This window comes from Catellatospora chokoriensis (genome assembly GCF_011297315.1).
GTDB lineage: Bacteria > Actinomycetota > Actinomycetes > Mycobacteriales > Micromonosporaceae > Catellatospora > Catellatospora citrea.
This window is the reverse complement of the sequence record NZ_JAAOTI010000016.1, coordinates 77,707-104,702: the sequence shown is the minus strand read 5'-3', so window position 1 is coordinate 104,702 and position 26,996 is coordinate 77,707. Positions and strand designations below refer to the sequence as shown.

Annotated in this window: 21 protein-coding genes; 12 read left to right on the top strand and 9 right to left on the bottom strand. The window is 73.1% G+C overall.

What is annotated here, in order from left to right; translation table 11 throughout:
• Window positions 1-165 precede the first annotated feature (165 nt).
• The 4 genes from HAV39_RS23865 to HAV39_RS23850 are packed head-to-tail and all read left to right on the top strand — an operon-like array spanning window position 166 to window position 5,247.
• Window positions 166-2,886, top strand: coding sequence for a helix-turn-helix transcriptional regulator (locus HAV39_RS23865; RefSeq protein ID WP_239120874.1), 2,721 nt, complete (start codon window positions 166-168; stop codon window positions 2,884-2,886).
• A gap of 47 nt (window positions 2,887-2,933) precedes the next feature.
• A complete protein-coding gene (locus HAV39_RS23860; protein WP_191841384.1) occupies window positions 2,934-3,212 on the top strand; it encodes a hypothetical protein in 279 nt (92 codons plus the stop codon).
• Window positions 3,209-3,748 (top strand): DUF3558 family protein, encoded by a 540-nt coding sequence (locus HAV39_RS23855; RefSeq protein ID WP_239120875.1) that lies wholly within the window; start codon window positions 3,209-3,211, stop codon window positions 3,746-3,748. Before HAV39_RS23860 ends, HAV39_RS23855 begins: the two co-directional genes overlap by 4 nt.
• A complete protein-coding gene (locus HAV39_RS23850; RefSeq protein ID WP_191841383.1) occupies window positions 3,745-5,247 on the top strand; it encodes a hypothetical protein in 1,503 nt (500 codons plus the stop codon). Before HAV39_RS23855 ends, HAV39_RS23850 begins: the two co-directional genes overlap by 4 nt.
• A gap of 16 nt (window positions 5,248-5,263) precedes the next feature.
• Here the strand turns inward: HAV39_RS23850 and HAV39_RS23845 are convergent, their stop codons facing one another.
• Window positions 5,264-6,076 carry a MerR family transcriptional regulator gene (locus HAV39_RS23845; RefSeq protein ID WP_191841382.1) on the bottom strand — a complete coding sequence of 271 codons (813 nt, stop codon included), beginning with the start codon at window positions 6,074-6,076 and terminating at the stop codon, window positions 5,264-5,266.
• 77 nt (window positions 6,077-6,153) lie between these two features.
• On the opposite strand from HAV39_RS23845, the gene HAV39_RS23840 reads away from it, so the two are divergent.
• The 5 genes from HAV39_RS23840 (at window position 6,154) to HAV39_RS23820 (ending at window position 11,199) form a co-directional block, all read left to right on the top strand.
• Window positions 6,154-6,522 carry a nuclear transport factor 2 family protein gene (locus tag HAV39_RS23840; RefSeq protein ID WP_191841381.1) on the top strand — a complete coding sequence of 123 codons (369 nt, stop codon included), beginning with the start codon at window positions 6,154-6,156 and terminating at the stop codon, window positions 6,520-6,522.
• Window positions 6,523-6,562: 40 nt separating this feature from the next.
• Window positions 6,563-7,414: an oxidoreductase gene (locus HAV39_RS23835; RefSeq protein ID WP_191841380.1), complete on the top strand. Its 852-nt coding sequence runs from the start codon at window positions 6,563-6,565 to the stop codon at window positions 7,412-7,414.
• A gap of 264 nt (window positions 7,415-7,678) precedes the next feature.
• Window positions 7,679-8,368 (top strand): GGDEF domain-containing protein, encoded by a 690-nt coding sequence (locus tag HAV39_RS23830; RefSeq protein WP_191841379.1) that lies wholly within the window; start codon window positions 7,679-7,681, stop codon window positions 8,366-8,368.
• A gap of 314 nt (window positions 8,369-8,682) precedes the next feature.
• Window positions 8,683-10,578, top strand: a complete 1,896-nt coding sequence (locus HAV39_RS23825; protein ID WP_191841378.1) for a sensor domain-containing diguanylate cyclase — start codon at window positions 8,683-8,685, stop codon at window positions 10,576-10,578.
• A 99-nt stretch (window positions 10,579-10,677) separates the two neighbouring features.
• Complete coding sequence (locus HAV39_RS23820) at window positions 10,678-11,199, top strand: ATP-binding protein (protein ID WP_239120876.1); 522 nt, start codon at window positions 10,678-10,680, stop codon at window positions 11,197-11,199.
• Window positions 11,200-11,232: 33 nt separating this feature from the next.
• Here the strand turns inward: HAV39_RS23820 and HAV39_RS23815 are convergent, their stop codons facing one another.
• The 7 genes from HAV39_RS23815 to HAV39_RS23785 all read right to left on the bottom strand — a co-directional run bounded on the left by HAV39_RS23815 (window position 11,233) and on the right by HAV39_RS23785 (window position 19,190).
• Window positions 11,233-11,559 (bottom strand): hypothetical protein, encoded by a 327-nt coding sequence (locus HAV39_RS23815; RefSeq protein ID WP_191841377.1) that lies wholly within the window; start codon window positions 11,557-11,559, stop codon window positions 11,233-11,235.
• An 89-nt stretch (window positions 11,560-11,648) separates the two neighbouring features.
• Entirely contained in the window at window positions 11,649-13,424 is a 1,776-nt protein-coding gene (treS, locus tag HAV39_RS23810) for a maltose alpha-D-glucosyltransferase (protein WP_203736583.1), read from the bottom strand.
• A 176-nt stretch (window positions 13,425-13,600) separates the two neighbouring features.
• Window positions 13,601-14,167, bottom strand: a complete 567-nt coding sequence (locus HAV39_RS23805) for a sigma-70 family RNA polymerase sigma factor (RefSeq protein WP_191841375.1) — start codon at window positions 14,165-14,167, stop codon at window positions 13,601-13,603.
• Between the two features lie 106 nt (window positions 14,168-14,273).
• Entirely contained in the window at window positions 14,274-15,194 is a 921-nt protein-coding gene (locus HAV39_RS23800) for a carbohydrate ABC transporter permease (protein WP_239120877.1), read from the bottom strand.
• A complete protein-coding gene (locus HAV39_RS23795) occupies window positions 15,191-16,609 on the bottom strand; it encodes an ABC transporter permease (RefSeq protein WP_191841374.1) in 1,419 nt (472 codons plus the stop codon). Before HAV39_RS23795 ends, HAV39_RS23800 begins: the two co-directional genes overlap by 4 nt.
• Entirely contained in the window at window positions 16,609-17,919 is a 1,311-nt protein-coding gene (locus tag HAV39_RS23790) for an ABC transporter substrate-binding protein (protein ID WP_191841373.1), read from the bottom strand. Before HAV39_RS23790 ends, HAV39_RS23795 begins: the two co-directional genes overlap by 1 nt.
• 83 nt (window positions 17,920-18,002) lie before the next feature.
• Window positions 18,003-19,190: an ABC transporter ATP-binding protein gene (locus tag HAV39_RS23785; RefSeq protein WP_191841372.1), complete on the bottom strand. Its 1,188-nt coding sequence runs from the start codon at window positions 19,188-19,190 to the stop codon at window positions 18,003-18,005.
• Window positions 19,191-19,452: 262 nt separating this feature from the next.
• Between HAV39_RS23785 and HAV39_RS23780 the strand changes: the two genes are divergently transcribed.
• The 3 genes from HAV39_RS23780 (at window position 19,453) to HAV39_RS23770 (ending at window position 24,082) form a co-directional block, all read left to right on the top strand.
• Complete coding sequence (locus tag HAV39_RS23780; protein ID WP_275413969.1) at window positions 19,453-20,763, top strand: uroporphyrinogen-III synthase; 1,311 nt, start codon at window positions 19,453-19,455, stop codon at window positions 20,761-20,763.
• Window positions 20,764-20,844: 81 nt separating this feature from the next.
• Window positions 20,845-23,130, top strand: a complete 2,286-nt coding sequence (locus HAV39_RS23775; protein ID WP_191841370.1) for a hypothetical protein — start codon at window positions 20,845-20,847, stop codon at window positions 23,128-23,130.
• Window positions 23,131-23,170: 40 nt separating this feature from the next.
• Window positions 23,171-24,082, top strand: coding sequence for an RICIN domain-containing protein (locus HAV39_RS23770; protein ID WP_191841369.1), 912 nt, complete (start codon window positions 23,171-23,173; stop codon window positions 24,080-24,082).
• 20 nt (window positions 24,083-24,102) lie between these two features.
• On the opposite strand, the gene HAV39_RS23765 is transcribed toward HAV39_RS23770, so the two are convergent.
• The gene (locus HAV39_RS23765) at window positions 24,103-26,880 is read right to left on the bottom strand and encodes an ATP-binding protein (protein WP_191841368.1); all 2,778 of its coding nucleotides are present in this window, start codon (window positions 26,878-26,880) and stop codon (window positions 24,103-24,105) included.
• Between the last annotated feature and the right edge of the window lie 116 nt (window positions 26,881-26,996).

Sequence of the window (26,996 nt, the reverse complement as noted above, 5' to 3'; positions counted from 1 at the left end):
GTGCCGTGAGCGTGATGGTGAACTTCCAGGCGGGATTGCGAGAAGTGACGGTGCGATTTCCGTGTCGAGCTGGTGTGGACGGTCCGCCGCCGGCGTCCTGAGCAGCCGGATTGGGCGGCTGACCGCTCATCCGATGACAATGGCCACCGACACCGGCGGAGCTGGATGGTGGTGGCGTTGATCTTCGGCCGGGACTGGGTGCTCGACGAGACGTGGGCCGCCCTCGACGCCGGCGATCCGGTGCTGCTCACCGGGCCGGCCGGGATCGGCAAGAGCGCGATCTGGCGGGCGCTGCTCGACACCGCCGGTGCGGCGGGCTGGCTGGTGCTGTCGTGTGCGCCGGCCGAGTCGGAGTCGTCGCTGGCGCTGGCGGCGCTCGGCGACCTGCTGGCCCCGCTCGCGTCCGGCGTCGCGCGGCTGCCCGCGCCGCAGCGCACCGCCGCCGAGTCGGCGCTGCTCACCGGGGGCGGTGCGGCCGTGGACGACCGCGCTCTCGGTGCCGCGACCCGGTCACTGCTCCTGGACGCCGTCGCGGCCGGGTGCCGGGTGCTCGTCGCGGTCGACGACGCGGCCTGGCTGGACCCGCCCAGCGAGCGGGCGCTGCGCTTCGCCCTGCGGCGTACGGCGGGGGTCGGCGTGCTGGTGACACTGCGCGCCGACGCCCCAGGGCCGGCTCCGCTGGACCTGGACCGGGGCGACGGGCGGCTGCGCCGGGTCGACGTCGGTCCGCTGGGCGCCGGGGCGCTGCATCACCTGCTGGCTGACCGGCTCGGCGCGAGGCTGAGCCGGCCGCTGCTGTCGCGCATCGCCCGCGACTCCGGTGGCAACCCGCTGCTCGCGATCGAGCTGACCCGGGCCGTGCTACGGCTGCCGCGGCTGCCGTCGCCCGGTGAGGAGCTGCCGTTCCCGACGACGATGCCGCAGGTGATGGCCGAGGCGGTGCGGGTGCTGCCGCAGCGCAGCCGCGAGGCGGTGCGGCTGGCCGCGCTGCTGTCGGCGCCGACCCTGGCCGGCCTGCGTGCCGCCGGGGTCGACCCGGCCGACCTCGACGCGGCCGAGGAGGCGAGGCTGCTCACGGTGTCCGAGCGCGCCGTGCAGTTCAGCCATCCGCTGTACGCCGCGGCGGTACGCCAGGACCTTCCGGCGGGCCTGCGCCGACGCCTGCACCGGCGGCTGGCCGACGCCGTGTCCGACCCCGATGAGCGCGCCCGCCAGCTCGCCCAGTGCGTGACGGGCCCGGACGCGGCGGTCGCCGCCGAACTCGCCGCCGCCGCGGACCGGCAGCGCCGCCGCGGTGCCCCGCAGCTCGCGGCGGGTCTCTACGAGCACGCCGCGCTGCTGAGCCCGGCCGGTGACGAGCGGGGCGGGCGGCTGGTCGCGGCGGCGCGCTGCCGCTACGAGATCGGCGACTACCGTGCCGCTGCCGCCGAGGCCGAGCGGGTCGCCGCGGAGTATGCGGGCGAGCTGCGGGCGCAGGCGCTGCTGCTGCGCTCGGAGGTGGCGTGGAGCGCCGACGAGCCGCCGTCGGTGGCTCTGGACGCCGCGCTGCGTGCGCTGGACGCGGCCGGGCCGGGATCGGTGCTGGCCGGCCGAGTGCACGCCCACCTGGGCATGGTGAACGACGCGCCCGGCGCGGCCCGCGAGCACTCGCTCGCCGCGTGCGACCTGCTGGGCGCCTCGGCGGAGGATGCCGTGCTGCTGTCCGCGTCGCTGCAGCACCTGTTCTTCAGCGAGGTGCGCGGCGGCCTCGGCGTGCGCGTGCAGTTGCTGGACCGGGCGCTGGCGCTGGAGGCGGGCCGGCCGTCCCCGGGTGCGACCATCCCGGCGATCTGGTGGCGGTCGGTCGACGAACACGACCGTGCCCGTGACCGGCTCAGCAGGATGCTCGAGCTGGCCGCCGACGCCGGCGACGAGCCGGGCCAGCACGAGGCGCTGTGCCACCTGGCCGAGACGGAGCTGCTGGCCGGCCGGTTCGACGCCGCCGCGGGCCACGTGCGCGCCGTGCGGGAGCTCGGTGAGCAGCTGGGCACCGGGCTCATGGCGGAGACGTGGCTGGCCGGGATGCTGGACGCGTACCGCGGTGACCTGGAGCGGGCGCGGGAGACGGCCGAGGCGGGTCTGCGCCATGCCCGGACAGCCGACGACGTGTGGTCACGGCGGATCTTCCAGTTGCTGGCGGCGTTCACCGCGCTGTCGCAGTCCCGGATGGACGACGCCGCCACGGGTTACGCCGCGCTCGCGGCCACGGTCGACGCGATGGGCCTGGTCGAACCGCTCGCGTTGCGTTTCGAGGCGGATTGGGTCGAGGCCGGCGTCGCCGTGGGCGACCTGGACACCGCGCACCTGGCGCAGCGGCGGCTGACGGCCCGGCACGAGCGCCTGGCCCGGCCGTGGACCGCGCTCGGGCTGGCCCGGGGCGAAGCCCTGCTGGCCGCCGCCGCAGGTGACGATCCCGCACCGGCGCTGCAGGCGCTGGCCGCGGCGCGGGCCGCGGTGCCCGCCGACGTGGTGCCTGTCGAACGAGCCCGCTGCCTGCTCACGGCCGGTGTGGTGCAGCGGCGGGCCAAGCGCCGCCGCGATGCCCGGACGGCGCTCGCGCAGGCAGCCGACGAGTTCGCCAGGCTCGGCGCGGGCGGGTTCGCCGCGCGGGCGCACGCGGAGCTGGCCCGGATCGGGGCCCGTACCGGCGGCGGCCACGAGCTGACCGCGACCGAGCGGCGGGTCGCCGAGCTGGCCGCACGCGGCGGCACCAACCGCGCCATCGCCGACGCGCTGTTCATCAGCCCGAAGACCGTCGAGGCGAACCTGGCCCGCGTGTACCGCAAGCTCGGTGTGTCCACCCGCGCCGAGCTCGGCGTGGCGATGGCGGCCGAGTTGACCGCATAGGGAAACACCCGATTCGGCGGCGCGCTGCCGCACCTAGCGTCGTGGGCGTGACGGTGACCGGACGGCTGTTCGCGGTGGAGCGCTACGACGCCGACGGCTCCGGCGGTGCGGCACTGCCGCAGCTGCCCGGGGCGGTGCGGCTGGTGGCGGCGGTGCGCCTGCCCGCCGACGAGGTCGTGCTCGCCCTCGTCGAGGGCCCCGACGCGGACACGGTCATACAGGTCACGACGCAGGCCGACTGGCGACCCGACCGGGTGGAGCCGGCCGTCCTGCTGTACCCGACGCAGGACCGGGCCGCCCACGCCCGGGAAGGGGAACAGCCATGATGAGATCCCATTCGCAGCTTCTGCCGGCGGCCCTGCTGGCCGTCCTGTTCGCACTGTCGGCCTGCGGCGACGGCGGCACTCCCGCCGCCCAGCAGCCTGCCCCACCCGGGCAGGACGCACCCGCCGACGCCGCACCGGAGTCAGCCGCGCCTTCCGCACCGGCCGCGATCGACCCCTGCACCGTGATCACCGCGGCGGAGGCCGCCAAGCTCGCCGGGACCAAACTGGACGAGCCGGTATCGTCCGCGCCCGTGTCCTGCAGGTGGACGGCCCCGGTCACCGGGCCCACCGCACAGGTCGAGGTGTACGTCGGCGACGGTGCCGCGAAGGTCCTCGACATCGAACGGACCCTCGGGCACAAGATCGTTCAGCTGGCCGGCATCGGCGACGAGGCCTGGCTGGACACCACCGCCTGCGAGGTGTTCTGGCTGCAGTCCGGGCAGTGGATCGCGATCCGCCTGGTCCGGCTCAACGACGCGGCCGACAACCTCAAGCCCCTCGAAGACCTGGCCCGGGCCGCGGCGGGCCGGCTGTGACCACCCGCCGCACCCGCTGGACGGCGACAGCGGTCGCGGTGCTGCTCGCGCTGACGTCGGCCGGGTGCTCGAAGGACCCCGAAAGCCGCGACAGCACCGCCCCGTCGGGCTACCGGCTGGACGGCCGCGAGCTGACCGAGGGCGAGTTCCGCTACGGCCTGGCCCCGCAGCGCCACCCCGACGTCACGTACCAGCCGGACGTCGTGCTGGTCGGCGGTGGGGCGAACGCGATCCGCTCGGTCACCGCCGACGGCATGACCTGGACCCTCGACCCTGACGCCGACGGCGTCTCCGACCTGGCCGTCGGCAAGGTCATGTTCGCGACGTCGCGCGCCGTCGGGCGGATCGTGGACCTGCGCGACTCCGGTGCGGGCACGGTGGCCAGCATCGCGCCCGTGACGCTCACCGACGTCGTCCGGGACGGCGTGTTCGACGGCGACCAGCCGATCGCCCTGGACGACCGCGCCATCGCGTTCAGTTCCGAGGGCGCGGGCTGGCACTCCGACGCCCCGCCGTCGGCCGCGCCGTCGGCCGTCGCTCTCGGCGCGGCGATGCTGCCGCTACGCCGCGACGACAAGGAACGGGTGGAGCAGCCCCGGCCGGTCAACGGCGCACCGAAACAGACCCGCACCAACGGGTTCAGGGTCACCCCGATGTGCTGCGACGGCGGTGTCGGCGCACACCTGACCTTCGACGAGGACGGCATCCGGCTGGCCGCGACGGTCGTCCTGGTGATGGACAAGCCGTCGGCCCGGTTTCACCTCGCCATCTCCGGCGGCCGGATCCAGGCGGCCGAACTGCAGGTCCATGGCGGCGGCGGCATCAAAATCGACGTCGAGGGCGCCAGCACCGTGGGCACCGACAAGCAGCTGAACCGGCAGTTCTCCGTGCCCGTCGACTTCAGCGTGCCGGTCGGCCTCGTGCTGGGCATGCCGTTCACGTTGAGCGCGAGCCAGGACATCCTGGTCAACACCGCGTTCAGCGCCAAGGACGGCAACATCCGCGCCTCCGGGGAGTACGCGCTGGCGGGCACGCTCGGCTTCGGATACCGCGATGGCAGCTGGGGCGTACACACCCCGACGAAGCCCATCATCCGCAGCAGCCTGCTCGAGTCGGTCAAGGGCCTGTCCGTCGGCGCGAACGGCATCGTGCTGGCCTACAAGACGACGTTCAGTCTCGGCATCGGCGCGCTCGGTTTCCGGGCCGGCCTGAACTTCTCGCTGACCGTGTCCACCGGTGTCAGCCGAGGTTCCGCGCTGGCCCAGTTCTTCCCGCTGGCGCCCGGCACCCGGGGCGTCGACTGCCGGGGCGCGACACTGGCGATCGACGCGACCTACAACGTCGGCTACAGCATCCCGGCACCGGTGGTGGCGGTGGTCAACTTCTTCCTGCGGGTGTTCAAGGCCAAACCGGTCCAGCGCACCGGCGGCATCCCGGACCCGGCAGGCAAGGTGCACATCTTCGACGCCTCCCAGTTCGAACCGGCAGGCTGCAAGTGAGCGGATCTAGCAGAGTTCACGAGGAGGAAAGGCGGAAGACCGGCCAGCCGATCTCGGTACGCCACCGGTCGGGAACCGGGGTGTCGCGCGGGCCGACGGTGTACGTCTCGTGGATCGGGCCCTGGACGGCCAGCGCGTGCTCCACCACCCATGCGCCGAGACGGCCGTAGGTGACGTCGATGTCGTCGTGCGGTCCGTGGTGGACGGTTGTCGCGAGCTCCACCGCGGGCAGGTCGACGACCTCGATCCGGCCGGCTGGCCGCGGCTCGCGGACCGGCCGGAACACGGTCACGCCACCGGCGCCGTCGGTGAACAGCTCGTTGGCGTAGTGCCCACCGGGTGGGCCGGTTCGCTCGCCCGGCGCAAATGCCGCGTCCAGTTCCGCCATCGCCCCGTCGTACCAGGCCAGCAGCTCATCGGCGGCGACCTGGCCGCTGACGGCGGCGACGGTACGGCCGGGCACGGAGCGCAGTCGCACGTCGAGCTCGTCCGGTTCGGGTCGCAGCAGCTGCCGCAGCGACACGACAGCGGCCCGGGTGCGGTCCAGTTCAGCCTCCAGCCGCCGCAGGTGGCCGGCGATCAGGTCGGCGCGCCGCCGGGGGTTGTCGGTGGCCAGGATCGACTTCACCTCGGCCAGCGGCAGGTCCAGCTCGCGGAGCCGGTGGATGACCTGCGCGGGCGGTATCTGCGCGGCGGTGTAGTAGCGGTAGCCCGTCGCCGGGTCGACCGTCGCGGGCTCCAGCAGCCCAGCCTCGTGGTAGCGGCGCAGCGTGCGCACGCTCAGGTGGGTCAGCGTGGCGAACTCCCCGATCGTCAGTCCCTGCCGCATGCGTCCAGTCTCCGCCCTCCCCGGGGAGAGGGTCCACGACTTGACCCTCTCCCCGGGGGAGGTCCGACGGTGGGTTCATGAGCAACGTCAACTGGACCGAAGCCACCACGATCACACCTGGCGAGCTGCCTGTCGCCATCACCGGCTACCTGCTCGCGCACGGCAGGCGCGACACCGAGACCGCGCTCGCGTCGTATACCGCCGACGCCGTCGTGACCGACGACGGCCACACCTACCGCGGACCGGCGGAGATCCGGAACTGGCTGGCGAATGCGGCGAGCGAATACACGTTCACCACGGAACTGGTCGGCGCGAGCAGGGTCGACCAGACGCACTACGACGTGCGCCAGCACCTGGCGGGGGACTTCCCCGGTGGGACCGCGGACCTGCACTACCGGTTCACGATGCGCGGCGCGTCGATCGCGGAACTGGTGATCACACCGTGAAGTGTGGTTTGTGCATGTTTCTTACTGTATGGGGGCAGCGATGAGGACCTGGTTCATCACCGGCGGGACGCCGGGCGGGTTCGGCATGGCCTACGCCGAGGCCGCGCTCGAGATCGGTGACCGGGTGGTGCTGACCGCCCGGCGGCCCGAGCAACTGCGGGAGTGGGAGCAGGCCCAGCGGGGCCGGGCGCTCGTACTGCCGCTGGACGTCACCGACGCCGACCAGGTGCGCCACGCCGTGGCGGCGGCCGAGGAGCACTTCGGCGGCGTCGATGTGCTGGTCAACAACGCGGGCCGGGGCTGGTACGGGTCGATCGAGGGCATGCCGGATGAGGCCGTGCGGCAGCAGTTCGAGCTGAACTTCTTCGCGGTGCTCTCGGTCATCCGGGCGGTGCTGCCCGGCATGCGCGCCCGGGGCAGCGGCTGGGTCGTCAACATGTCCTCGGTGGCGGGCCTCGTCGGCGTGATGGGGTTCGGCCACTACAGCGCCACCAAGTTCGCGATCGAGGCCGTGACGGAGGTCCTGCGCGCCGAGGTGGCGCCGCTGGGCATCCGGGTGCTGGCCGTCGAGCCGGGAGCCTTCCGCACCCGGGCCTACGCCAATTTCGCGGACGAGCCTGTCGAGGAGGCCGTCGCGGCGTACACCCCGATGCTGGAGCAGGTCCGCGCCGCGATGGTCGACCAGGACGGCAGGCAGCCCGGCGATCCGCATCGCGCGGTGCGCGCCGTGATCGCCGCCATGGCGCAGGACCCGCCGCCGCACCGTCTCGTGCTGGGCGGCGCTGGGTACGACGCGGTCACCGCCGCACTCCAGCGGACCATGGCCGAGGTGCGCGCGTTCGAGGCCCTGTCCCGCAGCGCAGACTTCCCTGCCGGTGACGCCACCGGGTGACACCCTTACGTGAGGGTCGGGGTTTCCAGCCACACGCATCGCGGAAGAAGGCCAGGCAGGGGGCGTCGTGGTGGGTGTCGGACCGGATGAACTGATGCACGTACCGAGATCCGGCCGCCGACACCCGCCACGCACTCCAGGCATCGACCGTTGTACGTATGTGGCACCCCGGGCGGCCCCTCGCCGCCACCACCGATCGGCCCGAACGCCGCGGCACGCCGGACCTGCCGCTGCCGACGCCGCCGACAAGGAGGCGCACCCTCGATGTCGAACACGCTGACGACGCTGACGCTGGTGACGCTGGCCGTCGGCACCGCGCTGATCATCTGCCGGCTCACCGGCTCACGCCTGCGGCGTCGGCTGATGGCCCGACTGTGGCACGCGGTGCACGTCGACGCGCTCACCGGCCTGCCCAACCGGGCCGGCGCGCTGGAGGAACTCGGCCGCTGGCACACCGACCACCGCCCGCTGAGCCTGGGCTTCGCCGATCTCGACCAGTTCAAGGCGCTCAACGACACCCACGGCCACGAGGTCGGCGACCGGGCGTTGCAGCACATCGCGCTCGTGCTGCGCACGCATCTGCCGGACACGTTCGCCGCCCGTATCCACGGTGACGAGTTCGTGTTCGCCTGGCACGCGCTGCTCACCGACGCCCTGGCCCACGCCTGGCACGTACGGCACCTGGTCAGCGCACACCCGCTGCGGCTGCCCGACGGCGAGCTGGTCGAACTGCGCATGTCCATCGGCGTCGCCGAGCGCGGCCTGACCACCGACTTGCGGCTGCTGATGCATCATGCCGACCTGGCCATGCACGACGCGAAGACCAGCGGCAGCGGCTGCGCCCCCTACAACCCGCAGCATCGCGCCACCGCGGTGACGCCCCGGCCGGCGCTGCGGGTACGCGAGCGCCGCCACCACCCGGCCCCGGCCCCGGGCCGCCCGCCGATGTCGTAGGCGGGCCGCGCATCGAAGCGGCTCTGAGCTGGGCAGATACCCGCGGGCATCGTCGTGTCGTCGGGGCTGCGCGCCCGGCTCGCCCGCTGACCCTCCAGATACGTGGAATCAGCCTGACGACGACGTTTCCGCCCCGTCGGGAGGTTGCCTCATCGCGCTGGACCGCGCCGGCGGTCGCGGCCGGACTTGAGGATTAGGGTGATGGCGTGGAGCAGCTTCGTGCTGCTCAGAGGCGTGGCGGCAGTCCACCGGCGCGCCCCGGGTGGTGCACGACCACCACGCTCGTCAACGTCTGCGCCGAAAGGTGGACGCCCATGTCGAGCACGCCTGCGGCCTCGGCCGGTCGGCAGGAGCACCGGTACGCGTGGACCGTGATCATCGGGATCGCCGTGTTCACCGCCGCCGCGGGTGTGTCCGTCGGGTTCGGTCCGCGCCCGCGCACAGCCATGTACGGGGCGCTCTGCGTGCTGTACGCGGTCAACGCCTTGGGCTCGCTCCAGCAGTCCCGGCGCAGCACGGCCACGGAGCCGCGCACCCGCGCCTTCTGGCGCTGGGCGGCGGTCGGCGGCACCTTCCTGGTGGCCGGATCGCTCGTGCAGGTGCTGCCCGGGTTGGGCGCCTGGCCCGCCGCGACGACCCCCATGATGATCACCAAGGCCCTGGCGGTGGCGGGCTTCGCGGCGGTCACCTGGCCCATGCTGACCTGGCCGCTGAACGTGGCCGGACGGCAGCGGCTGCGCATAGGCCTGGACGCGGCCACCGTGATGTGCAGCGTGGCCGTATTCACCTGGGCACTCGCGCACAGCACCGGCGCACGGCCGGTCGACGAGTTCGACCTGCTGCTGACGTTGCTGGCCAGCGGCGTCCTGGTGGCGTCGGCGTTCGCGATGGTGCGGCTGATCCTCGGCGGATCGGCTCCGTTCACTCCGGCGACCGCCGCCACCGGCACGTCGGCGCTGCTCCTGCTGTCCATCGGCATCGCCACCGACGGGCTCACCGGCCCGCAGCCCGACGCGCGGCTGCTGTTCGCCTCGAAGCTGCTGTCCGGGGCGCTCCTGGCGGTCACGCCCCAGGTCGAATGGATCACGCACACCGCCGGCCGCACGGTGACGCCGCCGCGGCGGATCAGTGGCACGCTGCCGTACCTCGCCGTGGCCGCCGGCCAGGTGTTGCTGATCGTGCAGCTGTGGAGGGACGGCCTGACCCGCGGGACCTGGGGGATCGTCGTCGGGATGGCCGTGGTCACGGCGGTGGTCACGGTGCGGCAGAAGATCACCGCGACGGACAACGAGCGCCTGATCGAGCAGCTGGACGCGACCATGACCACCCTCAGCGCCCAGGAACGGCGCTTCCGCTCGCTGGTGCAGAACGCCTCCGACGTGACGCTGGTCGTCGACCGCACCGGCGCCATCCTGTATGCCAGCCCGTCGATGCATGCCGTGCTGGGCATCTCACCGCGGGAGGCAGAGGGCAGACCGGCCCGCCACGTGTTGACGGTCCAGCAGCCCGACGGTGCCCCGGAGTGGCTGGCCCCGCTCTACGACCGGCCCGCCCACCGCGAGGAACTGCAGATACGGCAGGGCGACGGGACTCTCAAGCACCTCGATCTGGTCTCCACGAACCTGTTGGACGACCCGTCGGTCGGCGGCATCGTGATCAATTTGCGGGACGTCTCCGAAGCCAAGGACCTTCAGCGGCGGCTGCGGCACCAGGCGACCCACGACAGCCTCACCGGACTGGCCAACCGCGCACTGCTCAACGAGCAGCTCGGCGATGACGGCCGGGCCCAGGGCAGCAACGCCGTGCTGCTGCTCGACCTCGACGGCTTCAAGGAGGTCAACGACCGGTTCGGTCACCACGTCGGCGACCAGCTGCTGATGGCAGTGGCCCAGCGGCTGCGGGAGATGGTGCGCCACGACAACCTGGTCGCGCGGCTCGGCGGCGACGAGTTCGTCGTCCTGCTGCGCGACAGCACGCCGCGCGCCGCCGTGCTCACGGCCAACCGCCTGCTCGAGGGGGTGGGCCGCGCGGCATGCATCGAGGGCGCCAGCACCGTGCAGGCGCAGACCAGCATCGGGGTCGCGGTCGGCACCGACACCGCCTTCGACACCCTGCTGCGCCAGGCGGACGAGGCGATGTACCAGGCCAAGCGCAGCGGTTCCGGGGTGTCGCTGTACAACGGCGCGGGCGACGCGCCTCCGGTCACCTGACCGTCGCCGCGCGGGCACACCGTCAGCGGCCTGAGCGGATGTCGGCGATGATGAGGCGTTCGGTTCGGTCGGAAGCGGGTGACGATGAGGCGACCAACGTTGTTCCTGACGGTGGGACTGCCGTGTACCGGGAAGACCACCGCCGCTCGGCGTATCGAGATCGAGCAGCAGGCACTTCGCCTCACGAAGGACGAATGGGTGAAGGCCCTCTACGGGCACGAGAATCCGACAGCGGCGGGGGACGTGATCGAAGGACGGCTCATCCAGATCGGCCTGCGTGCCCTGGAGCTGGGCAACAACGTCGTGATCGACTACGGGCTCTGGAGTCGGGACGAGCGCTCCGCGCTACGCCAGGCGGCAGCGGACCGGGGCGCGGCGGTGGAGCTGCGCTACTTCGAGCTCACCCCAGCCGAGCAGCGGAGACGACTCGATCAGCGCCAGGCCGAAGCGCCGCACACGACGTGGCCCATGTCCGATGAGGAACTCGCCGAGTGGGCTGCCTTCATCGAGATTCCGACACAAGGCGAACTTGACGGCAGTGAACCCGTCGACGACCCGCCGACGGGATTCGCGACGTGGGACGAGTGGCGCGGATTCCGCTGGCCGCCGTCGGTCTCCTGACGCCTGCCGCTCGCGGGCCGGGACCGAGGTCTCTCAGGGGCGGTCGTCGGCGGCGAGCGCGCCCTGTTCGGCGATCTCGGCATCGCCGCCGACCCGCAGGGTCGCCAGCGCGTCGACGGCCGGGCCGATCCGGTCGCAATCGGTCTGGCAGGCCGGGCAGTGCAGCAGATGCCCCTCGTACGAGTGGGTCTGCTCCGCGGGCAGCGCGCCGATCAGGTAGAGCCCGGCCAGGGACGGGCCGGTGTCCGCGGGGCACGCGGCGCCGCCCGGTCCCGGCGGTGGCGGCACCCGCCGGGAGAACAGGCGACGGGACAGCCCCCAGCCCGGCTCGGCGCGTCGCGGCGCCCTTCGGCCTTCCACAAACCCTCCTCATGCTCGACTGCCCGGCGTACCCGCCAGTAATGTATTACGTCCCGCCGGGTACGCCGGTTCAGCCGATCCGCCTGTTCCTACGCCGCCGGTGTCAACCGGCCCTCCGCCGGTGCCGCGACCGCCTGCCCGCCGACGGCGGGCACCACCGCAGGCGTCAGCTGGAACCAGTAGCTGGCGTAGCCGGGCAGGGCGAGCACGTACGGGTCCTGGTCGACCTGCGGGAACCGGGTGCCGCCGGTCAGCTCCGTCGGCGTCCAGCCGCCGAAGCGGTCGCCCAGCGACAGCCGCACCGGCTGCGGGTGCTGCGACAGGTTGTGCACGCACAGCACCACCTCGTCGGTGTCGCCCTCGCGCAGGCGGCGCAGGAACGCCAGCACCGCCGGGTTGGCCGCGTCGACGTCCTCGTAGGTGCCGACCGCGAGGGCGGGGTGCTGCTTGCGCAGGGCGATCATCCGGCGGGTCCACTGCAGCAGGGAGGCCGGCTGCTCCATCTGCTGCTCGACGTTGATGGCCTGGTAGCCGTAGACGGGACCCATGTTGACCGGCAGGTAGAGCCGCCCGGGGTCGGTCGTGGAGAAGCCGGCGTTGCGGTCGGCGGTCCACTGCATGGGCGTGCGTACGCTGTCGCGGTCACCCAGCCAGATGTTGTCCCCCATGCCGATCTCGTCGCCGTAGTAGACGACCGGGGAGCCAGGCAGCGACAGCAGCAGCGAGGTGAACAGCTCGATCTGGTCGCGGTCGTTGCCGACCATGGGCGCCAGGCGGCGGCGGATGCCCGCGTTGAGCCGCATCCGGGGGTCCTTGGCGTATTCGGCGTAGAGGTAGTCGCGCTCCTCGTCGGTGACCATCTCCAGGGTCAGTTCGTCGTGGTTGCGCAGGAACGTGCCCCACTGGCAGCCGGACGGCAGCACCGGGGTCTGCGCGAGGATCTCCGAGATCGGGTGGCGCGACTCGCGGCGCACGGCCATGAAGATGCGCGGCATGAGCGGGAAGTGGAAGGCCATGTGGCACTCGTCGCCGCCCACCGCCGGGTCGCCGAAGTAGTCGATCAGGTCTTCGGGCCACAGGTTGGCCTCGGCGAGCAGGATCCGTCCCGGGTACTGCTCGTCGATCATCTTGCGGATCGCCTTGAGGTAGGCGTGGGTCTGCGGCAGGTTCGCGCAGTCGGTGCCTTCGCGCTCGTAGAGGTAGGTGGCCGCGTCCAGCCGGAACCCGTCGACGCCGAGTTCCAGCCAGAACCGCACGACGGCCAGCATCGCCTCGCGTACGGCCGGGTTGTCGTAGTTGAGGTCGGGCTGGTGGGAGAAGAAGCGGTGCCAGTAGAACTGCTTGCGGACGTGGTCGAAGGTCCAGTTCGACGCCTCGGTGTCGCTGAAGATGACCCGCACGTCGGCGTACTCGGTGTCGGTGTCGCGCCAGACGTAGAAGTCGCCGTACGGCCCGGCCGGGTCCTGCCGCGACTGCTGGAACCAGTCGTGGCTGTCCGAGGTGTGGTTGAGCACCAGATCGGTGACGACGCGGATGCCGCGGCGGTGTGCCTCGTCGACGAACGTCACGAAGTCGTCGAGCGTGCCGTACTCCGGCAGGATGCGGCAGTAGTCGCGCACGTCGTAGCCGCCGTCGCGCTGGGGCGAGTCGTAGAAGGGCGGCAGCCACACGCAGTCGACCCCGAGCCACTGCAGGTAGTCCAGCTTGCGGGTCAGTCCGGGCAGGTCGCCGCGGCCGTCGCCGTCGGAGTCGAGTCCGGCCTGCACGAGCATCTCGTAGAAGACGGCGTGCTTGAACCAGTCGCGTTCGACGGGCATCTCCCGGGGGAGCCGGGCCGGCAGGGATGGGGTGGCATCGTTTTTCATCAGGCGTTCCATGGGGTGTGGAGGGACGCCGGCCGCGGAGGAGGCGACCGGGGATGCGATGCGGGGCAGGGCAGGGCACCGACCCTGCCCCGCATCGCGGTGGACACGCCGCTGGCCGTCCATCCCCGGGGGGTGGGGAGAGGATGGACGCGGGCGCGCCGGCTACGGGCGCCGCCTCATTCGGCGGCGCCGACCACGGCGCTCAACGCCCGCAGGGCGTAGTACACGCGTGACTTGACAGTGCCCTCGGGGATGCCCAGCCGCAGCGCCGCCTCGCGGGTGGAGTGCTGGCGCAGGTACAGCTCGACGAGCACCATGCGGTGTTCGGGGTTCAGCCGCGGCAGCGCGTCGCGGATGACCTGCGCCGCCACCACGCTGTCGAACATGTCGGCGGCCACCGGCTCGCGGCCGGTGTCGCTCAAGGCGATCTCGGTCGGCCGCACCTGCCTGGCCCGCGCCGCGTCGATCGCGACGCGGCGGGCGACCGTGTAGAGCCACGGACCCAGCGACGCGATGTCGTCGGGCAGGTTGTCGATGTGGCGCCAGGCCCGCATCAGGGTCTCCTGGAGCAGGTCTTCGGCCAGGTGCTGGCGGCCCTGGCTCAGCCGCTGCAGGAACCGCAGCAGCGGGTCCGCGTAGGCGTGCCAGATCGCCCGCATCCGCACGTCCGCCGGCAGGGGCTCGTCCGCTGCCGGCCGGTCGGCACACGCCGACGGCCGCTCGTTCGTCAAGACCGGCAACACGTACCCCTCTCCACTGGCCTGATCCGGATTCGCCCGGTGGTGCTGCGTGAGCGTGCCGCCGTGGGCGGCCGGTCCGGTCCCGGCCGGACGCCCACGGCACGCCGTGTCACTTGACCGAGCCGGCCAGGACACCCTGGACGAAGTACCGCTGGAAGGCGAAGAACACCACCAGTGGCACCACCATCGACAGGAACGCCCCTGGACCGATCACGTCGACGTTGGAGGAGAAGGCGCGCATCTGCTCACGCAGGGTGTACGTGATGGGCGCGTTGTCCGACGTCGCGAAGACCAGCGCCACCAGCAGGTCGTTCCAGACCCACAGGAACTGGAAGATCGCCAGCGAGGCGATCGCGGGCCAGCCGATCGGCAGCACCACGCGGCGGAAGATGGTGAAGTCCCGTCCGCCGTCCATCCGGGCCGCCTCGAGCAGATCCTTCGGGATGGCCAGGAAGAAGTTGCGCAGCAGGAAGATCGCGAACGGCAGCCCGAACGCCACGTGGAACGAGATCACGGCGGCGATGCTGCCGTAGATGCCCAGCGAGCCGAACAGCTTGGCGTCGGGGATGATCGCCACCTGCACGGGCACCACGATCAGCGCCACGATCAGCACGAACAGCCAGTCCCGCCCGGGGAACTCGATCCAGGCCAGGGCGTACGCGGCCAGCGCGCCGAGCACGACCACCAGCACCGTGGACGGCACGGTGATGAGCACCGTGTTCCACAGCGAGTGCAGCACGCTCTCGTTGCGCATGAGCGCGGCGTAGTTGTCCAGGGTCAGCCGGGAGGGCTCGGTCAGCACCGTCCACCAGCCGGTGGAGCTGTTGTCGGCGGTGGTGCGCAGGCTGGCCACGGCGAGCCCGACGACTGGCGCGAGCCAGAACACGCCCAGCACGGCGACGATGGCGTTGACGGCCGTGCTGCCGAGCCTGCCGACCAGCCGGGAGATCAGGCTGCGCCGCGGTGGTCCGGTCGGGGTCACCCCGGCCGGCACGAGATCGGGGACCCGCGTATCGATGTCGACGCTCACCTCTGCTCCCTCCGCATGCGTCGGATGTTGAACAACATCGCGGGCAGGACCAGCAGGAACAGCAGCACGCCCAGCGCGCTGCCGAGCCCGAAGTCCAGTCCCCCGCCGAACGAGACCCGGTACATCTGCAGGGCGATCACGTTGGCGTCGTCCTGCGACGACTCCGGTGCCAGCACCATCACCAGGTCGAAGATCTTGAGCACGTTGATGGTCAGCGTCACCAGCACCACGACCAGCACCGGGCGCACCAGCGGCACGGTCACCCGCCGGAACACCTGCCACTCGGAGGCGCCGTCGACCCGGGCCGCCTCCAGCGCGTCGCGCGGGATCGCCGACAGGCCCGCCGTGATCAGCACCATGGCGAAGCCCGCCCAGATCCAGATGTAGGCCAGGATGATCGACGGGGTCACCAGCGACGGCCCGAGCCAGGTCACCCCGTTGAACGGGGCGGTGAAGTTGTCCGGGCTCAGCCGCACCGTGTAGCCGCCGTCGGCGAGCCCGGCGAAGGCGAACCTGCCGTCCGGGCCGGTCTGCGTGGTGGCCACCACGGCGCCGTCGCGCAGCGCCAGCACCGTCATGGCCGGCAGCCCGCGCTCGACCGGGTCGATGACCCCGGCGGTGCCGCCGCCACCGGGGGTGAAGTCCAGCCACACCACCCCGGCCAGCCCGGCGCCCGGCGGGGCCGCCGCCGGGACGGCGTCGGCGGGCACCCGGTCCTGCGGCAGGCCCACCAGCGGCATCAGCACGGTCGTGCCCGTGGTCGCGGTGGTCTCGAACCCGCCCGCGGCCTCGGTCAGCGGCGCGCCGTCGCGTGGCCGGGCGCCGAAGTACCGCGACGGCGGGCTGAAGGCGTCGTGCACCGTCACCACGGCCGCGTTGAGCAGGCCGCGGTCGGGGCTCTCGTCGTAGACCATGCGGAAGGTGACACCGGCGGCGAGGAACGAGATCGCCATCGGCATGAACACGATCGCCTTGAACACCGAGGCCAGCCGCACCCGTTCGATGAGGACAGCGAAGACCAGGCCCATCGCGGTCACCAGGGAGGGCGCGACCACGACCCAGACGATGTTGTTGACGATGGCGTGCCGGGTCTCCGGCGCGGTGAACATCCGTACGTAGTTGTCGACGCCGACGAAGGAGGCTCCGTCGGAGCTGTGCAGGCTGAGCCAGACCGTGTAGACGATCGGGTACGCCACCAGGGTCAGCAGGACGAGCACGGCGGGGGCGAGGAACCAGACGCTGGTCAGCTTGTCTTTCCAGGGCTGGCCCTCCCGGCGCGCGGACCGCGCGCCGGGCGCGCCCGGCCGGTCGGCGCGGGGCGCCGCCGTCGGGGTCTGGCCGTCGACCGGTGCCTGCGAGCCGTGCACAGCGACCGCTGTGACGACCTCGCCGACCGGCTCGGACGCGCGTGTCATCACTTACCTCCGAAGTCCTTCTTGGCGGCTGCCTCGAGCTTGGCGGCGGTGCCGGCCGGGTCGGCCGGGTCGGTCAGGAAGTCCTGCAGCAGGCGCCACATCGAGGCCCCGGTGCCGCCGCCGAAGGTCTGCGGCGTGAGGTCGGACAGGTCGAAGCGCAGCAGGTCCGCCTTGACCACCGACTCCGCGAGCGCGACCGTGGTCGGGTCGGGGTAGGACTTGGTGTCCAGGTTCTTGTTCGCCGACAGGAACCCGCCCTTGGCCGCCATGATCTTCGCGGCTTCCGGTGAGGCCAGGAAGGCGATCAGCTGCTGGGCCGCCGGGCTGTCCTTGAACGCCACGGCCTGGTCACCGGCGGTCACCACGGCGGGCTTGGAGCCGTTGACGGCCGGCCAGTCGAAGAACTTGGCGCCCTCGCCGACCTTGACCTTGCCCAGCTTGTTGATCTCCGCAGCGACGAAGTCGCCCTCGAACAGCATCGCCGACTGCGGCTTCTCGCCGAAGACGTCCGCGATGGACTGGGTGAACTTCAGCTGGACCGCGCCCTTCGCGCCGCCCTGCACCGCCTTGGCGTCGCCCCAGTACTGCCCCAGCAGCTGCAGCGTCTGCACCACGGTGGGGTCGGTCCAGGCGATCTCGTGGCGGGACAGCTTGTCGTAGTTCTCCGAGCCGCCGACCCGCAGGTAGACGTTCTCGAACCAGTCGGTCAGCGTCCAGCCGTCGCCGCCCGGCACCGCCATCGGCGAGATGCCGGCGTCGGCGAGCGTCTTGGTGACCTTGACGAAGTCGTCCCAGGTGGCCGGGGCCTGCACGCCGGCCTCGGTGAACTTGTCGGTGCGGTACCAGACCACGGACTTGTTGGCGACCTTGAAGTAGACGCCGTAGAGCTTGCCGTCGACCGTGCCGAGCTGCTGCCAGGCCGGGGAGTAGTTGGCCGCGACCGCGGTGGCGGCCTCGCCGGTCAGCTCCTTGATCGCGCCCTTGCGGGCGAACTCGTTGACGACGCCGGGCTGCGGGATCAGCGCCACGTCCGGCGGCGAACCGCCGGCCAGCCGGCTGTTGATCAGCGCGGCGAGGTCGTCGCCGCCGGAGGTGTACTTGACCGTCGCGCCGGTCTTGGTGGCGAACGCGTCCAGCACCTGCTGGAAGCTCTCCTGCTCGGTGCCCGACCAGGTGCCGGCGACCTCCAGGGACTGGCCGGCCAGCGGGCCGGCGCCTCCGGTGGTGGTGGGGTCGGCGGTGCCGCTGCACCCGGCGGCGGCCAGGACGGCGACCGAGGCCAGCGCGGCTGCGCGCAGACTGTTTCTCATCTAACATTCCCTTCTGGAGAAGATGCGGTACCTCTGTCCGACTGGTTTCCGGGGGGTAGGAGCCCCGGCAGCCGGAAGTCGATTCAGTGGATGCTGCGACCGGTGTCGGCGTCGAACACGTGCAGTCGCGCGGTGTCGACGGCGACGGAGATCCGGTCACCGGCCCGAGCCGTGGAGCGCGGGCTGAACCGGGCCACGACCGCGGTCCGGTCGGCCCGGTCGTGCTGCGGCTCGGCGCCGGCGTCGCGAGCCAGTTCCCGGGTGTCCTCGCTGACCACCGCGGGCACGGGCAGGCTGAAGTGCACGTACAGGTCCGAGCCCAGCGCCTCGGTCAGTTCGGCCTCGGCGATCAAGGTCACCTCCTCGTCGGCCCGGTCCAGCGCGGCGTCGCGCAGGTCCTCGGCGCGCACCCCGACCACGACGCGCCGGCCCAGGTAGGCGCGCAGCCCCGGCTTCGTGTGCAGCAGGTTGTCGTCGACCCGCAGGCTCGCCTCGCCCAGCGCGAGCCGCAGCACGCCGCCGTCGTCGGTGAACACGCCCTCGACGAGGTTCATCGGCGGCGAGCCGATGAAGCCCGCGACGAACATGTTCACCGGGTTGTCGTAGAGCTCCTGCGGCGCGGCGACCTGCTGCAGCAGGCCCTTGCGCATGACCGCCACCCGGTCGCCGAGCGTCATCGCCTCGGTCTGGTCGTGGGTGACGTAGACGGTGGTCACCCCGGTGCGCCGGGTGATCCGGCCGATCTCGGCGCGCATCTGCACCCGCAGCTTGGCGTCGAGGTTGGACAGCGGCTCGTCCATCAGGTAGACGGCGGGCTCGCGCACCATCGCGCGGCCCATCGCGACGCGCTGGCGCTGGCCGCCCGACAGCGAAGCCGGACGCCGCCGCAGGTGTTCGGTGAGCCCCAGGGTGTCGGCGACCGCGTTGACCCGGGGTGCGATCTCCTTGTCCCGCATCCCCCGCAGCCGCAGCCCGAAGCCGATGTTGTCGTAGACGTCGAGGTGCGGGTAGAGCGCGTAGCTCTGGAACACCATCGCGACGTCTCTGTCGCGTGCCGGCACCCGGTTGACCACGCGGTCACCGATGCGCAGGGTGCCCTCGCTGATGTCCTCGAGTCCGGCGATCATGCGCAGTGCGGTGCTCTTGCCGCAGCCTGACGGGCCGACCAGGACGAGGAACTCGCCGTCGGCGATCTGCAGGCTCAGATTCTCGACCGCCCTGGTGCCGTCTGCGTACCGCTTGCCTATCGCGGCGAGCGCGACCTCAGCCACACGCCTCTCCCGACATGTCAGTGGTGGACCCCGCCGGGATCGATGTCCGTGGCGGGAGTCGTTGTCGCCAGTCAGTGTTCGGGTGGCGCTTCGGTTACGGAACACCTACGCGCAACGTGAAACGTAACCGCCTTGTTGCTCACCGGACGGGCGGCCGTGCACCGTCCTTTGCCTTGAAACGGACCGATCTCGCCGGGCATAACGGTCAAGAATCGTCCATTTGTGACTCGTGGCATGCTCCGCTTGGTGAACGCGCCGAAACATGCCGGAAACATTCCGCCGGCGGCATGCCCGGGGGCGAAAAACCGGCGGGGCGGCCAATCCGAGCCGCCGCGCGGCGCGTATTAAGGAGTGTCCTCACCGCCGCCGAAAGGGTCCCGTGCCGACACGAGCCAGGCAACGCCCGCCAGATCCGCCGTCCGTCGGCGCGCTGGCGGGATTCGCCGTGGCCGTGATCAGCGAACTGCGCCGCCACCCCATGGCCGCGGAGCTGGCGGCCGAGGGCGCCCGGGTCGTCAGCGTGCAGTCCGTGCGCACGCTCGCCCAGCCGGTGGAGGAAACCCTCCAGCGCGCCACCATGGCCTGCCTGACCAGCCCCATCGACCACCTCGTGGTCACCGCCGCGGTCGAGTTCAACTACTGGATGGCCGCCGCCCGCAGCTGGCGGCTGGACGTGCCGCTGCTGGCCAGGTTCGGCCACGCCAGGCTGCTGGCCAGCAATCCCCGGTGCGCCGACGCGCTGCGGGCCCTGGGCTTCACCGACATCTCGTCCGCGGTGGACAACACCACCGACGGCCTGGTCATGCACCTGCGCCACCGGCTGCCCCCGGGCCAGACGATCGCGCTACAGCTGTACACCCCGGCCATGCACGAGCTGGCCCATACGCTCAGCGAGGCCGGGCACGAGGTGGTGGCCGTGCCGACGTTCCAGGTGCTGCCCTCGATCAGCCCCGACACGATGCGCCGCCTGGTCAACCAGATCGTCCGGCGGCACGTCGACGCGATCACGCTGACCAGTGCCGAAGCCGTCCGGAGCCTGCTGTGGCACGCGCGCACCTGCGACCAGTTCGACGAGCTGCGCCAGGCGCTGACCTCCGACGTGGCCACGGTCTGCCTCGGCCCGCTGACCGCCGCACCGCTGCGGGAGCTGAAGATTCCGGTGCAGGTCGCCGCGGCCCCCTACCCGGAGCAGCTCACCGCCGCCGTACGCGACGCGCTGCTGCGGCGGGCGCACCGCCTGGAGGCCGATCGGCACACCCTGGAGATCCGCGGTGAGGCCGTGCTGCTCGACGGCGAGCTGATCACTCTCCAGCAGGGACCGATGGCCGTGCTGCGCGTGCTGGCCCGCCACCCCGACCGGGTGCTGTCCCCCACCGAGGTACGCGGGCAGCTGCCGTTCTGGGCCAGCGCCGACGACCACGCGATCGAGATGGCGGTGTCGCGGCTGCGGCGCGCGCTGCGGGGCGTCGAGCTGGTCCAGACCGTGATGAAGCGCGGATACCGGCTGGTCGAACACAGCCCGGCCGGTTTCGGCGAGGACGAGCTGCCCATGGCCGAACCCCGCCAGCACTGACCGCGCTGACCGAATGGGCCCCGTATGGGCCTCCCCGTCCGCCACCCGGCGGGAGACGATGTCGGCCGAGGAGGCCCTGCGATGAGCGAGTTGACGGCCCGTTGGTACGGGCACACGCTGGTGATCGGCGTGGACGACGGGCTTCCGCGCGACCTGGTCGAGGCGCTGCCGTCCGAGCGGGACCGCCACACGGTGCTGCTCGCCGGCGACGCCCCGCTGTCGCCGGAACCGGTGGCCCGCCTGATCGGCGAGGAGCTGCCCAGGGCGGCCTCGATCCGGCTCGCCTGCTCCGCGGCCGGGACGGGGCCGATCGCCCAGCAGCTCGCCGACCGGCTGCGCATCGACGTCGTCGCCCCGCTGGGACCGACCATGCTCGTCGGGCCGGGCTCCCTGTTCGTCGTCCGGCAGCCCCGCGCCCACTCCTGGCGCCTGCACCGGCCGGGCGAGCGGGCCCGCGAGATCGGCGCGCCCCGCCATCCGGCCCCGCAGTGGCAGGTCCCGCTGCCCCGGCAGCCGTTCGGCCGGCTGCACGGCCTGGCCGCCCACGACCTGCCCGCCGGCTTCTGGCTGCACCGCCCCCAGCGTCGGCCGCTTGCCCCGGACGACCCGGCGTACGCGATCGAGGTCGACGCCGAACGCGTGGTGGTGCTGGTCGGGCAGCCCGATCGCGAGCCGCCGTCGCCGCGCAAGGTGTACCGCTGGCTCAGCCGCCTGCCGCGCACCGCGCTGGGCCGGCTGGTGCTGATGCCGTACGGACCCTGGGGTTCGCTGCTCGACACGGTGGCGGGGCGGCTCAGCACGGACCTGCGCGTCACCGTCGGACGGACTGCGGGGCTGCCGGTGCGCTCGCGCGGCACGACCTACCACGTGCCCGTCGACGTCGCCGGTCGCACCGGGCCCCGGCCCGTCGCGCAGACGATGTCCTACCTGGCCGACGAAGCGGCGCCCCGGATCGACTCGTGGATCAGCCCCACCTCGGGACAGCTGGTGACGGGCCGCCCGGTCGAGGACGTGGGCGACCGGTGGCTCGTCGAGGTCGTCCGCGGCGGCTACTGGCTGCGCGAGGCGGACGCCCCGCACAGCGACGACGTGCGGCTGCGCCCGGCCGACGGCGGCGACGCCTTCCTCGTCGACGTGACCGGCGCCGAAGCCCACGACCTCGCCCGGTTGCTCGCCGCGCGCCTGCCCGCCGACATCCGCGACAGCCTGCGCTTCGAGCAGCGCACCGAGGCCACCGCCCAGCAGGTCGACCCGCGATCCGCCGGGCACCGCCAGAAGGTCACGGACCATGACCCGGACGCGGCCGCCGCACCGGTGAACTCCGCGATTCCCGCCCCGCTGACCGCGCCCGCCGTGCCGGCCGTGCCGCCGGTCGTGTCCGCACCCCAGGTGCCCCCGGCCCCGCCGCTGCTCACGGCCCCGCAGGTGGGGTCAGGCCCGGCCGCCGTCGCCGCGCCCGCGACCCTGTCCGCGGCAGCCGTCACCGTGCCACGCGCGTCCGTCGCCGCACCGCCGTCACCGCCGCAGGCCACCGACGTGGCGGCGCCCCCGCCGCCGGGGCACCGAACGGCGGAACCCGAGCCCGCCCCGCCGAGCACCACGCGACGTTCCACCGCCGGGCCGACCGCCCGCGACGCGGCTCCGCCACGGGCGGCGTCCGCCGCGCCGGCGGCACCGACGGTGTCCGTCGTCCCGACGGCTCCGGCGTCGGCCGCGCTGCCACCACTGCCGCCGCTGCGCCGCCAGCCGGGCGCGGTGCCCGCGCCCGCACCCCGCCGCAGCAACGTCCACGAGCAGCGGCGTGTCCGCGAGCACCTCGGCGCGCGGTACGACGTGCACGCCCGCGACGTCGCCCAACTGCTGGTCCGGCTGCCGGGCATCCGGCCCGGCGTCGACGAGTCCGCCGACGCCGTCGTGGCCGACCTGGTCGCCGTCGCGGCGACGCTGCGGCCGGGCCGCACCGGCACCGAGCCCGCGCTGCGCGCCTGCCTGCTCAGCGGCCTGAACCGGCTGCCCACCGCGCTGGGCCCGGTGCGCGCCTGGGCTCCCGCCGACCCGGTCCCGCACCGGGCGGGCGACGTCCTGATCAGTCCCGGCCTGCTGCGGGCGGGCGGGCAGGCTCCGGACGGCGAGCGCCACGACGCGTTCACCGTGTACTCGCTCACCGGGCGGCGGCCCGGGGTGCTCTCCGACCGTGATGAGGTCCTGTTCGCACCGGGCACCGTGTTCGCGGTGCTCGACACCGTCACCGGCCCCGACGGCACACGCCGGGTGCTGCTGCGTGAACTCGGCGGTCCCGACGCGGGCGGCCCGTCCACCGAGCAGGTCCTGGAAAGCCTGCGCGCCGACGCGGCCCGCCGCCGCTAGCCCGCCGGACGACCCTGCCAACCGAACCTGAGGACGACCCGTGACCCACCAGGAAGACGCCGACGACACCCTCGACGTGCCGGAGGGCGCGCCACGCCCGTACCTGCTGGCCGCGATGGACGGCCCCGCGGACCGGCGGGCCGGTGCGTGGAGTCCCAAGCTCGCCCTCGCCGCCGGTCTCGGTGCGGTCCTGGTCACCGCCGCCGCCGTGGTGGCGGCGACCGGCACCGGCAGCGGGCCCTCGCTGGCGGATCCGGTGCCGACCCGCTCCACCGCCGGCAACGGACTCGACCTGCCCGGCGCGCCGCTGCCGACCGCCGCCCCCGAGCCCACCGCCACCGCGGGGCCTACCGCCGCCCCGCAGCCCACCGCCTCGTTGGACGCGGGACCACCCGGCAGCTCGCCGGATCCCTCCCCGCCGGGCCGGCCGCCGCAAACGGGCCGGCCGACCGCGGTGCAGCAGCCCCGCCCTGGCGCCAGCGTGAAGCCGTCGACCAACGCGGTGGCGGTTCCGCAGCCCACCGCTTCGGCCAAGCCGGTGGCTCAGCCGCCCCCGTCCCCGTCCCCGGCCGCGCCGAGCGGACGGCCGATCGTCGGCCACGAGTCAGGCAAGTGCCTGCAGGCAGCCGCGCGCGACGGCGCCCCGGTGCAGGTGTGGAGCTGCAACGGCTCCAGCCAGCAGCAGTGGACGATCAAGTCGGACGGCACCATCCGGACCGGCGGCTTCTGCCTCGACGCGGCGTGGGGCTCGACCGCCAACGGCACGGTCATCCAGGTGGCCCGCTGCAGCGGCAACAGCGCCCAGCGGTTCACCCTGAACACCGCCCACGACCTCGTCGGGCGACAGGCCGACAAGTGCGTCGACGTCCGGGACCACGGCACCGCCAACGGCACCGGCACCCAGCTGTGGACGTGCATGGGCAGCAGCAACCAGAAGTGGACGATGCGCTGACCGGCGCGCGACCGGGCCGCTCACCCGGCCCGGTCGCCGTCGGCCGCCTGCTGGATGAGTTCGATCCGCGAGCGCATCTGCAGTTTGCTGAGCACCCGCGACACGTGGGTCTGCACGGTGTTGCGGGACACGAACAGCTCCGCGGCGATGTCCGGGTTGGACAAGCCCTTGGCCACGAGCCGGGCGACGTGGCGTTCGCTGGGGGTCAGCGCATCCCAGCCGTGCGCGGGGCGGCGGCGGACCGTGCGGGGGCCGCGGCGGATGCCGAAGGGACGCAGCCGGGCCTCGGCGCGCCGGGTCTCCCAGGTCGCCCCGAGTTCGAGCCAGGTGCCCAGCGCCTCGGTGAACGCGGCACGGGCACCGGCCTGGTCTCCCCGGCCTGCCAGCAGCACGGCCGCCTCCTCCAGCGCGAACGCGCGACGGGGCAGCCAGCCCCAGTGCTCGTACTCGCCGGCTGCCGCGAGCAGCTCCGCGGGATCGCCGGCGAGCATGGCGCGGCAGCAGCGGATCGCCAGCAGGCGGTCCGGGGCGGGATCGGGATCGGCCTCGACCGCCGCGGCGGCCGCGTCGGCGGTCGACCGGTCGCCCAGGGCCAGGGCGGCGCGGACCAGCAGGATCGCCTCATCGCTGCGGGACGCGCGGGCCGGCCCCGGCGGCAGGTCGAGGTAGGACGCGCGCACGGCCAGACCCCCGGTCAGGTCGCCGCCGGTCTCGGCGTGCATGGCCACGGCCTCGGCGACGACCCCGAAGGCGCCCAACCACCGGGCCTGCGCGGCCGGGTCGAGAAAGCCCGCCCCGTGCAGCCTGGCGTCGGCGGTCGGGTGGTCGTCGCGGTGCATCGCGATGAGCGCCACGATCGCGTGCAGGTAGGACAGCGCGGGTGTGGCCAGCAGCTCCTGGTCGGGCCGGTCGGCGTACATCACCGCGTCGTCCCAGCGGCCGTACGCGTAGCAGGCCCCGGCCGCCTGGGCGAACATGATCCCCGCACGGATGCTGCCCACCTGCTCCGCCCGCACGAGCGCCTCGGCGAGCGAGGCTTCCAGCTCGTCGCGCCGCCCGTTGGCCAGCAGCCGGTGCAGGCGGTTGCCGGTCAGCAGCATCTTCAGGTCGGTCGCCTCCACGTCGTCGCCGAGCGCCGCTATCGCCGCGTCGATGTGGCACAGCTGGTCCGCGGCGGGCGCCAGGTAGGCGAGGGTGTTGTGCGCGTATCCGATCGCCAGCGAGTCGCCGCAGGCCAGTGCGCTGTCCAGGGCCGCGCTCGCCTCCGCCGCGGCCTCGTCGAGCCGGTCGACGAACGCCAGGATCATCGCCCGCCAGGCCTGCAGCCGCGCCTGCCACTGCGGCGGCAGCTGCGCGGCGGAACGGGTCAGCGCGAGGGCGTGTTCGAACCGGCGCATGCGGCCCGCGGCCCGGATCGCCAGGATGCGCAGCCGGGTCTCGCGCGCCGGGTCGGCGGTGCGGTGCAGCACCTGCTCGGCGACCTGGCACGCCTGCTCGTCGCGGCCGAGCCAGAACAGGGCCAGCGCCAGCCGCGTCGACAGGGTGTCGTGCAGTTCGTCGGTGGGCACGGGTGGCGCGGTCGCCCGGACCAGCAGCTCGACCGCGACGTCGGGGGCGGCGTACAGCATGGCTTCGGGCAGCCCGGCCAGCCAGGTCAGCGCCCAGCCGTCGACCGGCCCGGAGGTCGCCAGCAGGTGCGGGGACACCTCGTCCACTCCTGCGCCCAGTTGCGCCAGCGCACGGGCGGCATGGCGGTGCAGGCCGTGCCGCACCGCCACCGGCAGCTGGTCGGCCAGCACTTGGCGGATGACGTCATGGCGGAACGTCAGCCGCTCCCCCGCCGCGGCGAGCACCCCGGCGGCCACGGCCTCCTCGGTGGCGGCGACGAGTTCGGTCATGGGCCGGCCGCTGACCTCGCTCCAGTGGCCCGCGTCGAACTCGCGGCGCAGCAGTGCGGCCAGCCGCAGCGCGTGGACCGTCGGCTCGCTCAGCGAGTCCAGCCGCCGGGTGATCGCGGCCACCAGCGAGGGTGCGGTGGTGGTGACATCGGCGCGCAGTTCGCGTACCGGTCCGTTGCCCTCCAGCGCCTTGTCGCGGACCAGCGCCTCGATCATCTCCCGCAGGTAGAGCGGATTGCCTCCGGCGCGGGCCAGTTCCGCCCGCAGGCGCGGGCCCGGCAGGCCGCCGGCGAGGCGGGTGGCCAGCGCGGCCGTGTCGGCGGCGGTCAGCGGCTCCAGGTCGAGGTGAGCGCCCGGCCGCTCGCGCACCAGCGTGCGCATCCGGGCGGCGGTCGTGCGCGCGGCGACCGGGCGGCTGGTCAGCACCAGCAGCAGCGGGATCTGGTCGACCGCGCGGCTGAGCCGGTGGCACAGCAGCAGGCTCGGCTCGTCGGCCCAGTGCACGTCCTCCAGCACCAGCAGCAGTGGCTGCTCCGCGCAGAGCCGGTCCACCAGGGCCAGCATGCGCTCACCCGCGGCGAGCACCGGGTCGAGGGTGCCGGCCTGCACCGGTTCGCCGCGCAGCAGCCCGGCGATCTGCTGCCGGACCGGATCGGCTGACGCGGTGTTGACGTCGAGGGCGTCAGCCATCATCCGCAGCGGAAAGGCCCGCATCAGTTCGTCGCCGCTGGCGCGCAGCACCCGGCAGCCGACCGCCTGCGCGTCCCGCGTCATCGCGTCGACCAGCGCCGACTTGCCGATTCCCGGCTCGCCTTCGAGCCACGCGACACCGCCGTGGCCGCCGGCCAGTTTCGCCACGACCTCCCGTAGCTGGGCCGCCTCCAGGTCCCGTCCGAACATTCTCGTCACAACGTGCCGCATCCCTAACTGGGCCGAATGAGCCGGCATCGCCGACAGGGCGGGGCCCGGTAGGCGAATGTCACTGATATCAACGATGTCTCGGACACGGCCCGGCA

Bases quoted from the DNA above. Each gene is read 5' to 3' on its own strand.
- HAV39_RS23865 (WP_239120874.1), top strand. From the start codon at position 166: ATGGTGGTGGCGTTGATCTTCGGCCGGGACTGGGTGCTCGACGAGACG.
- HAV39_RS23855 (WP_239120875.1), top strand. From the start codon at position 3,209: ATGATGAGATCCCATTCGCAGCTTCTGCCGGCGGCCCTGCTGGCCGTC.
- HAV39_RS23845 (WP_191841382.1), bottom strand. From the start codon at position 6,076: ATGCGGCAGGGACTGACGATCGGGGAGTTCGCCACGCTGACCCACCTG.
- HAV39_RS23840 (WP_191841381.1), top strand. From the start codon at position 6,154: ATGAGCAACGTCAACTGGACCGAAGCCACCACGATCACACCTGGCGAG.
- HAV39_RS23835 (WP_191841380.1), top strand. From the start codon at position 6,563: ATGAGGACCTGGTTCATCACCGGCGGGACGCCGGGCGGGTTCGGCATG.
- HAV39_RS23830 (WP_191841379.1), top strand. From the start codon at position 7,679: ATGTCGAACACGCTGACGACGCTGACGCTGGTGACGCTGGCCGTCGGC.
- HAV39_RS23825 (WP_191841378.1), top strand. From the start codon at position 8,683: ATGTCGAGCACGCCTGCGGCCTCGGCCGGTCGGCAGGAGCACCGGTAC.
- treS (WP_203736583.1), bottom strand. From the start codon at position 13,424: ATGAAAAACGATGCCACCCCATCCCTGCCGGCCCGGCTCCCCCGGGAG.
- HAV39_RS23795 (WP_191841374.1), bottom strand. From the start codon at position 16,609: ATGACACGCGCGTCCGAGCCGGTCGGCGAGGTCGTCACAGCGGTCGCT.
- HAV39_RS23790 (WP_191841373.1), bottom strand. From the start codon at position 17,919: ATGAGAAACAGTCTGCGCGCAGCCGCGCTGGCCTCGGTCGCCGTCCTG.
- HAV39_RS23780 (WP_275413969.1), top strand. From the start codon at position 19,453: ATGCCGGAAACATTCCGCCGGCGGCATGCCCGGGGGCGAAAAACCGGC.
- HAV39_RS23775 (WP_191841370.1), top strand. From the start codon at position 20,845: ATGAGCGAGTTGACGGCCCGTTGGTACGGGCACACGCTGGTGATCGGC.
- HAV39_RS23765 (WP_191841368.1), bottom strand. From the start codon at position 26,880: ATGTTCGGACGGGACCTGGAGGCGGCCCAGCTACGGGAGGTCGTGGCG.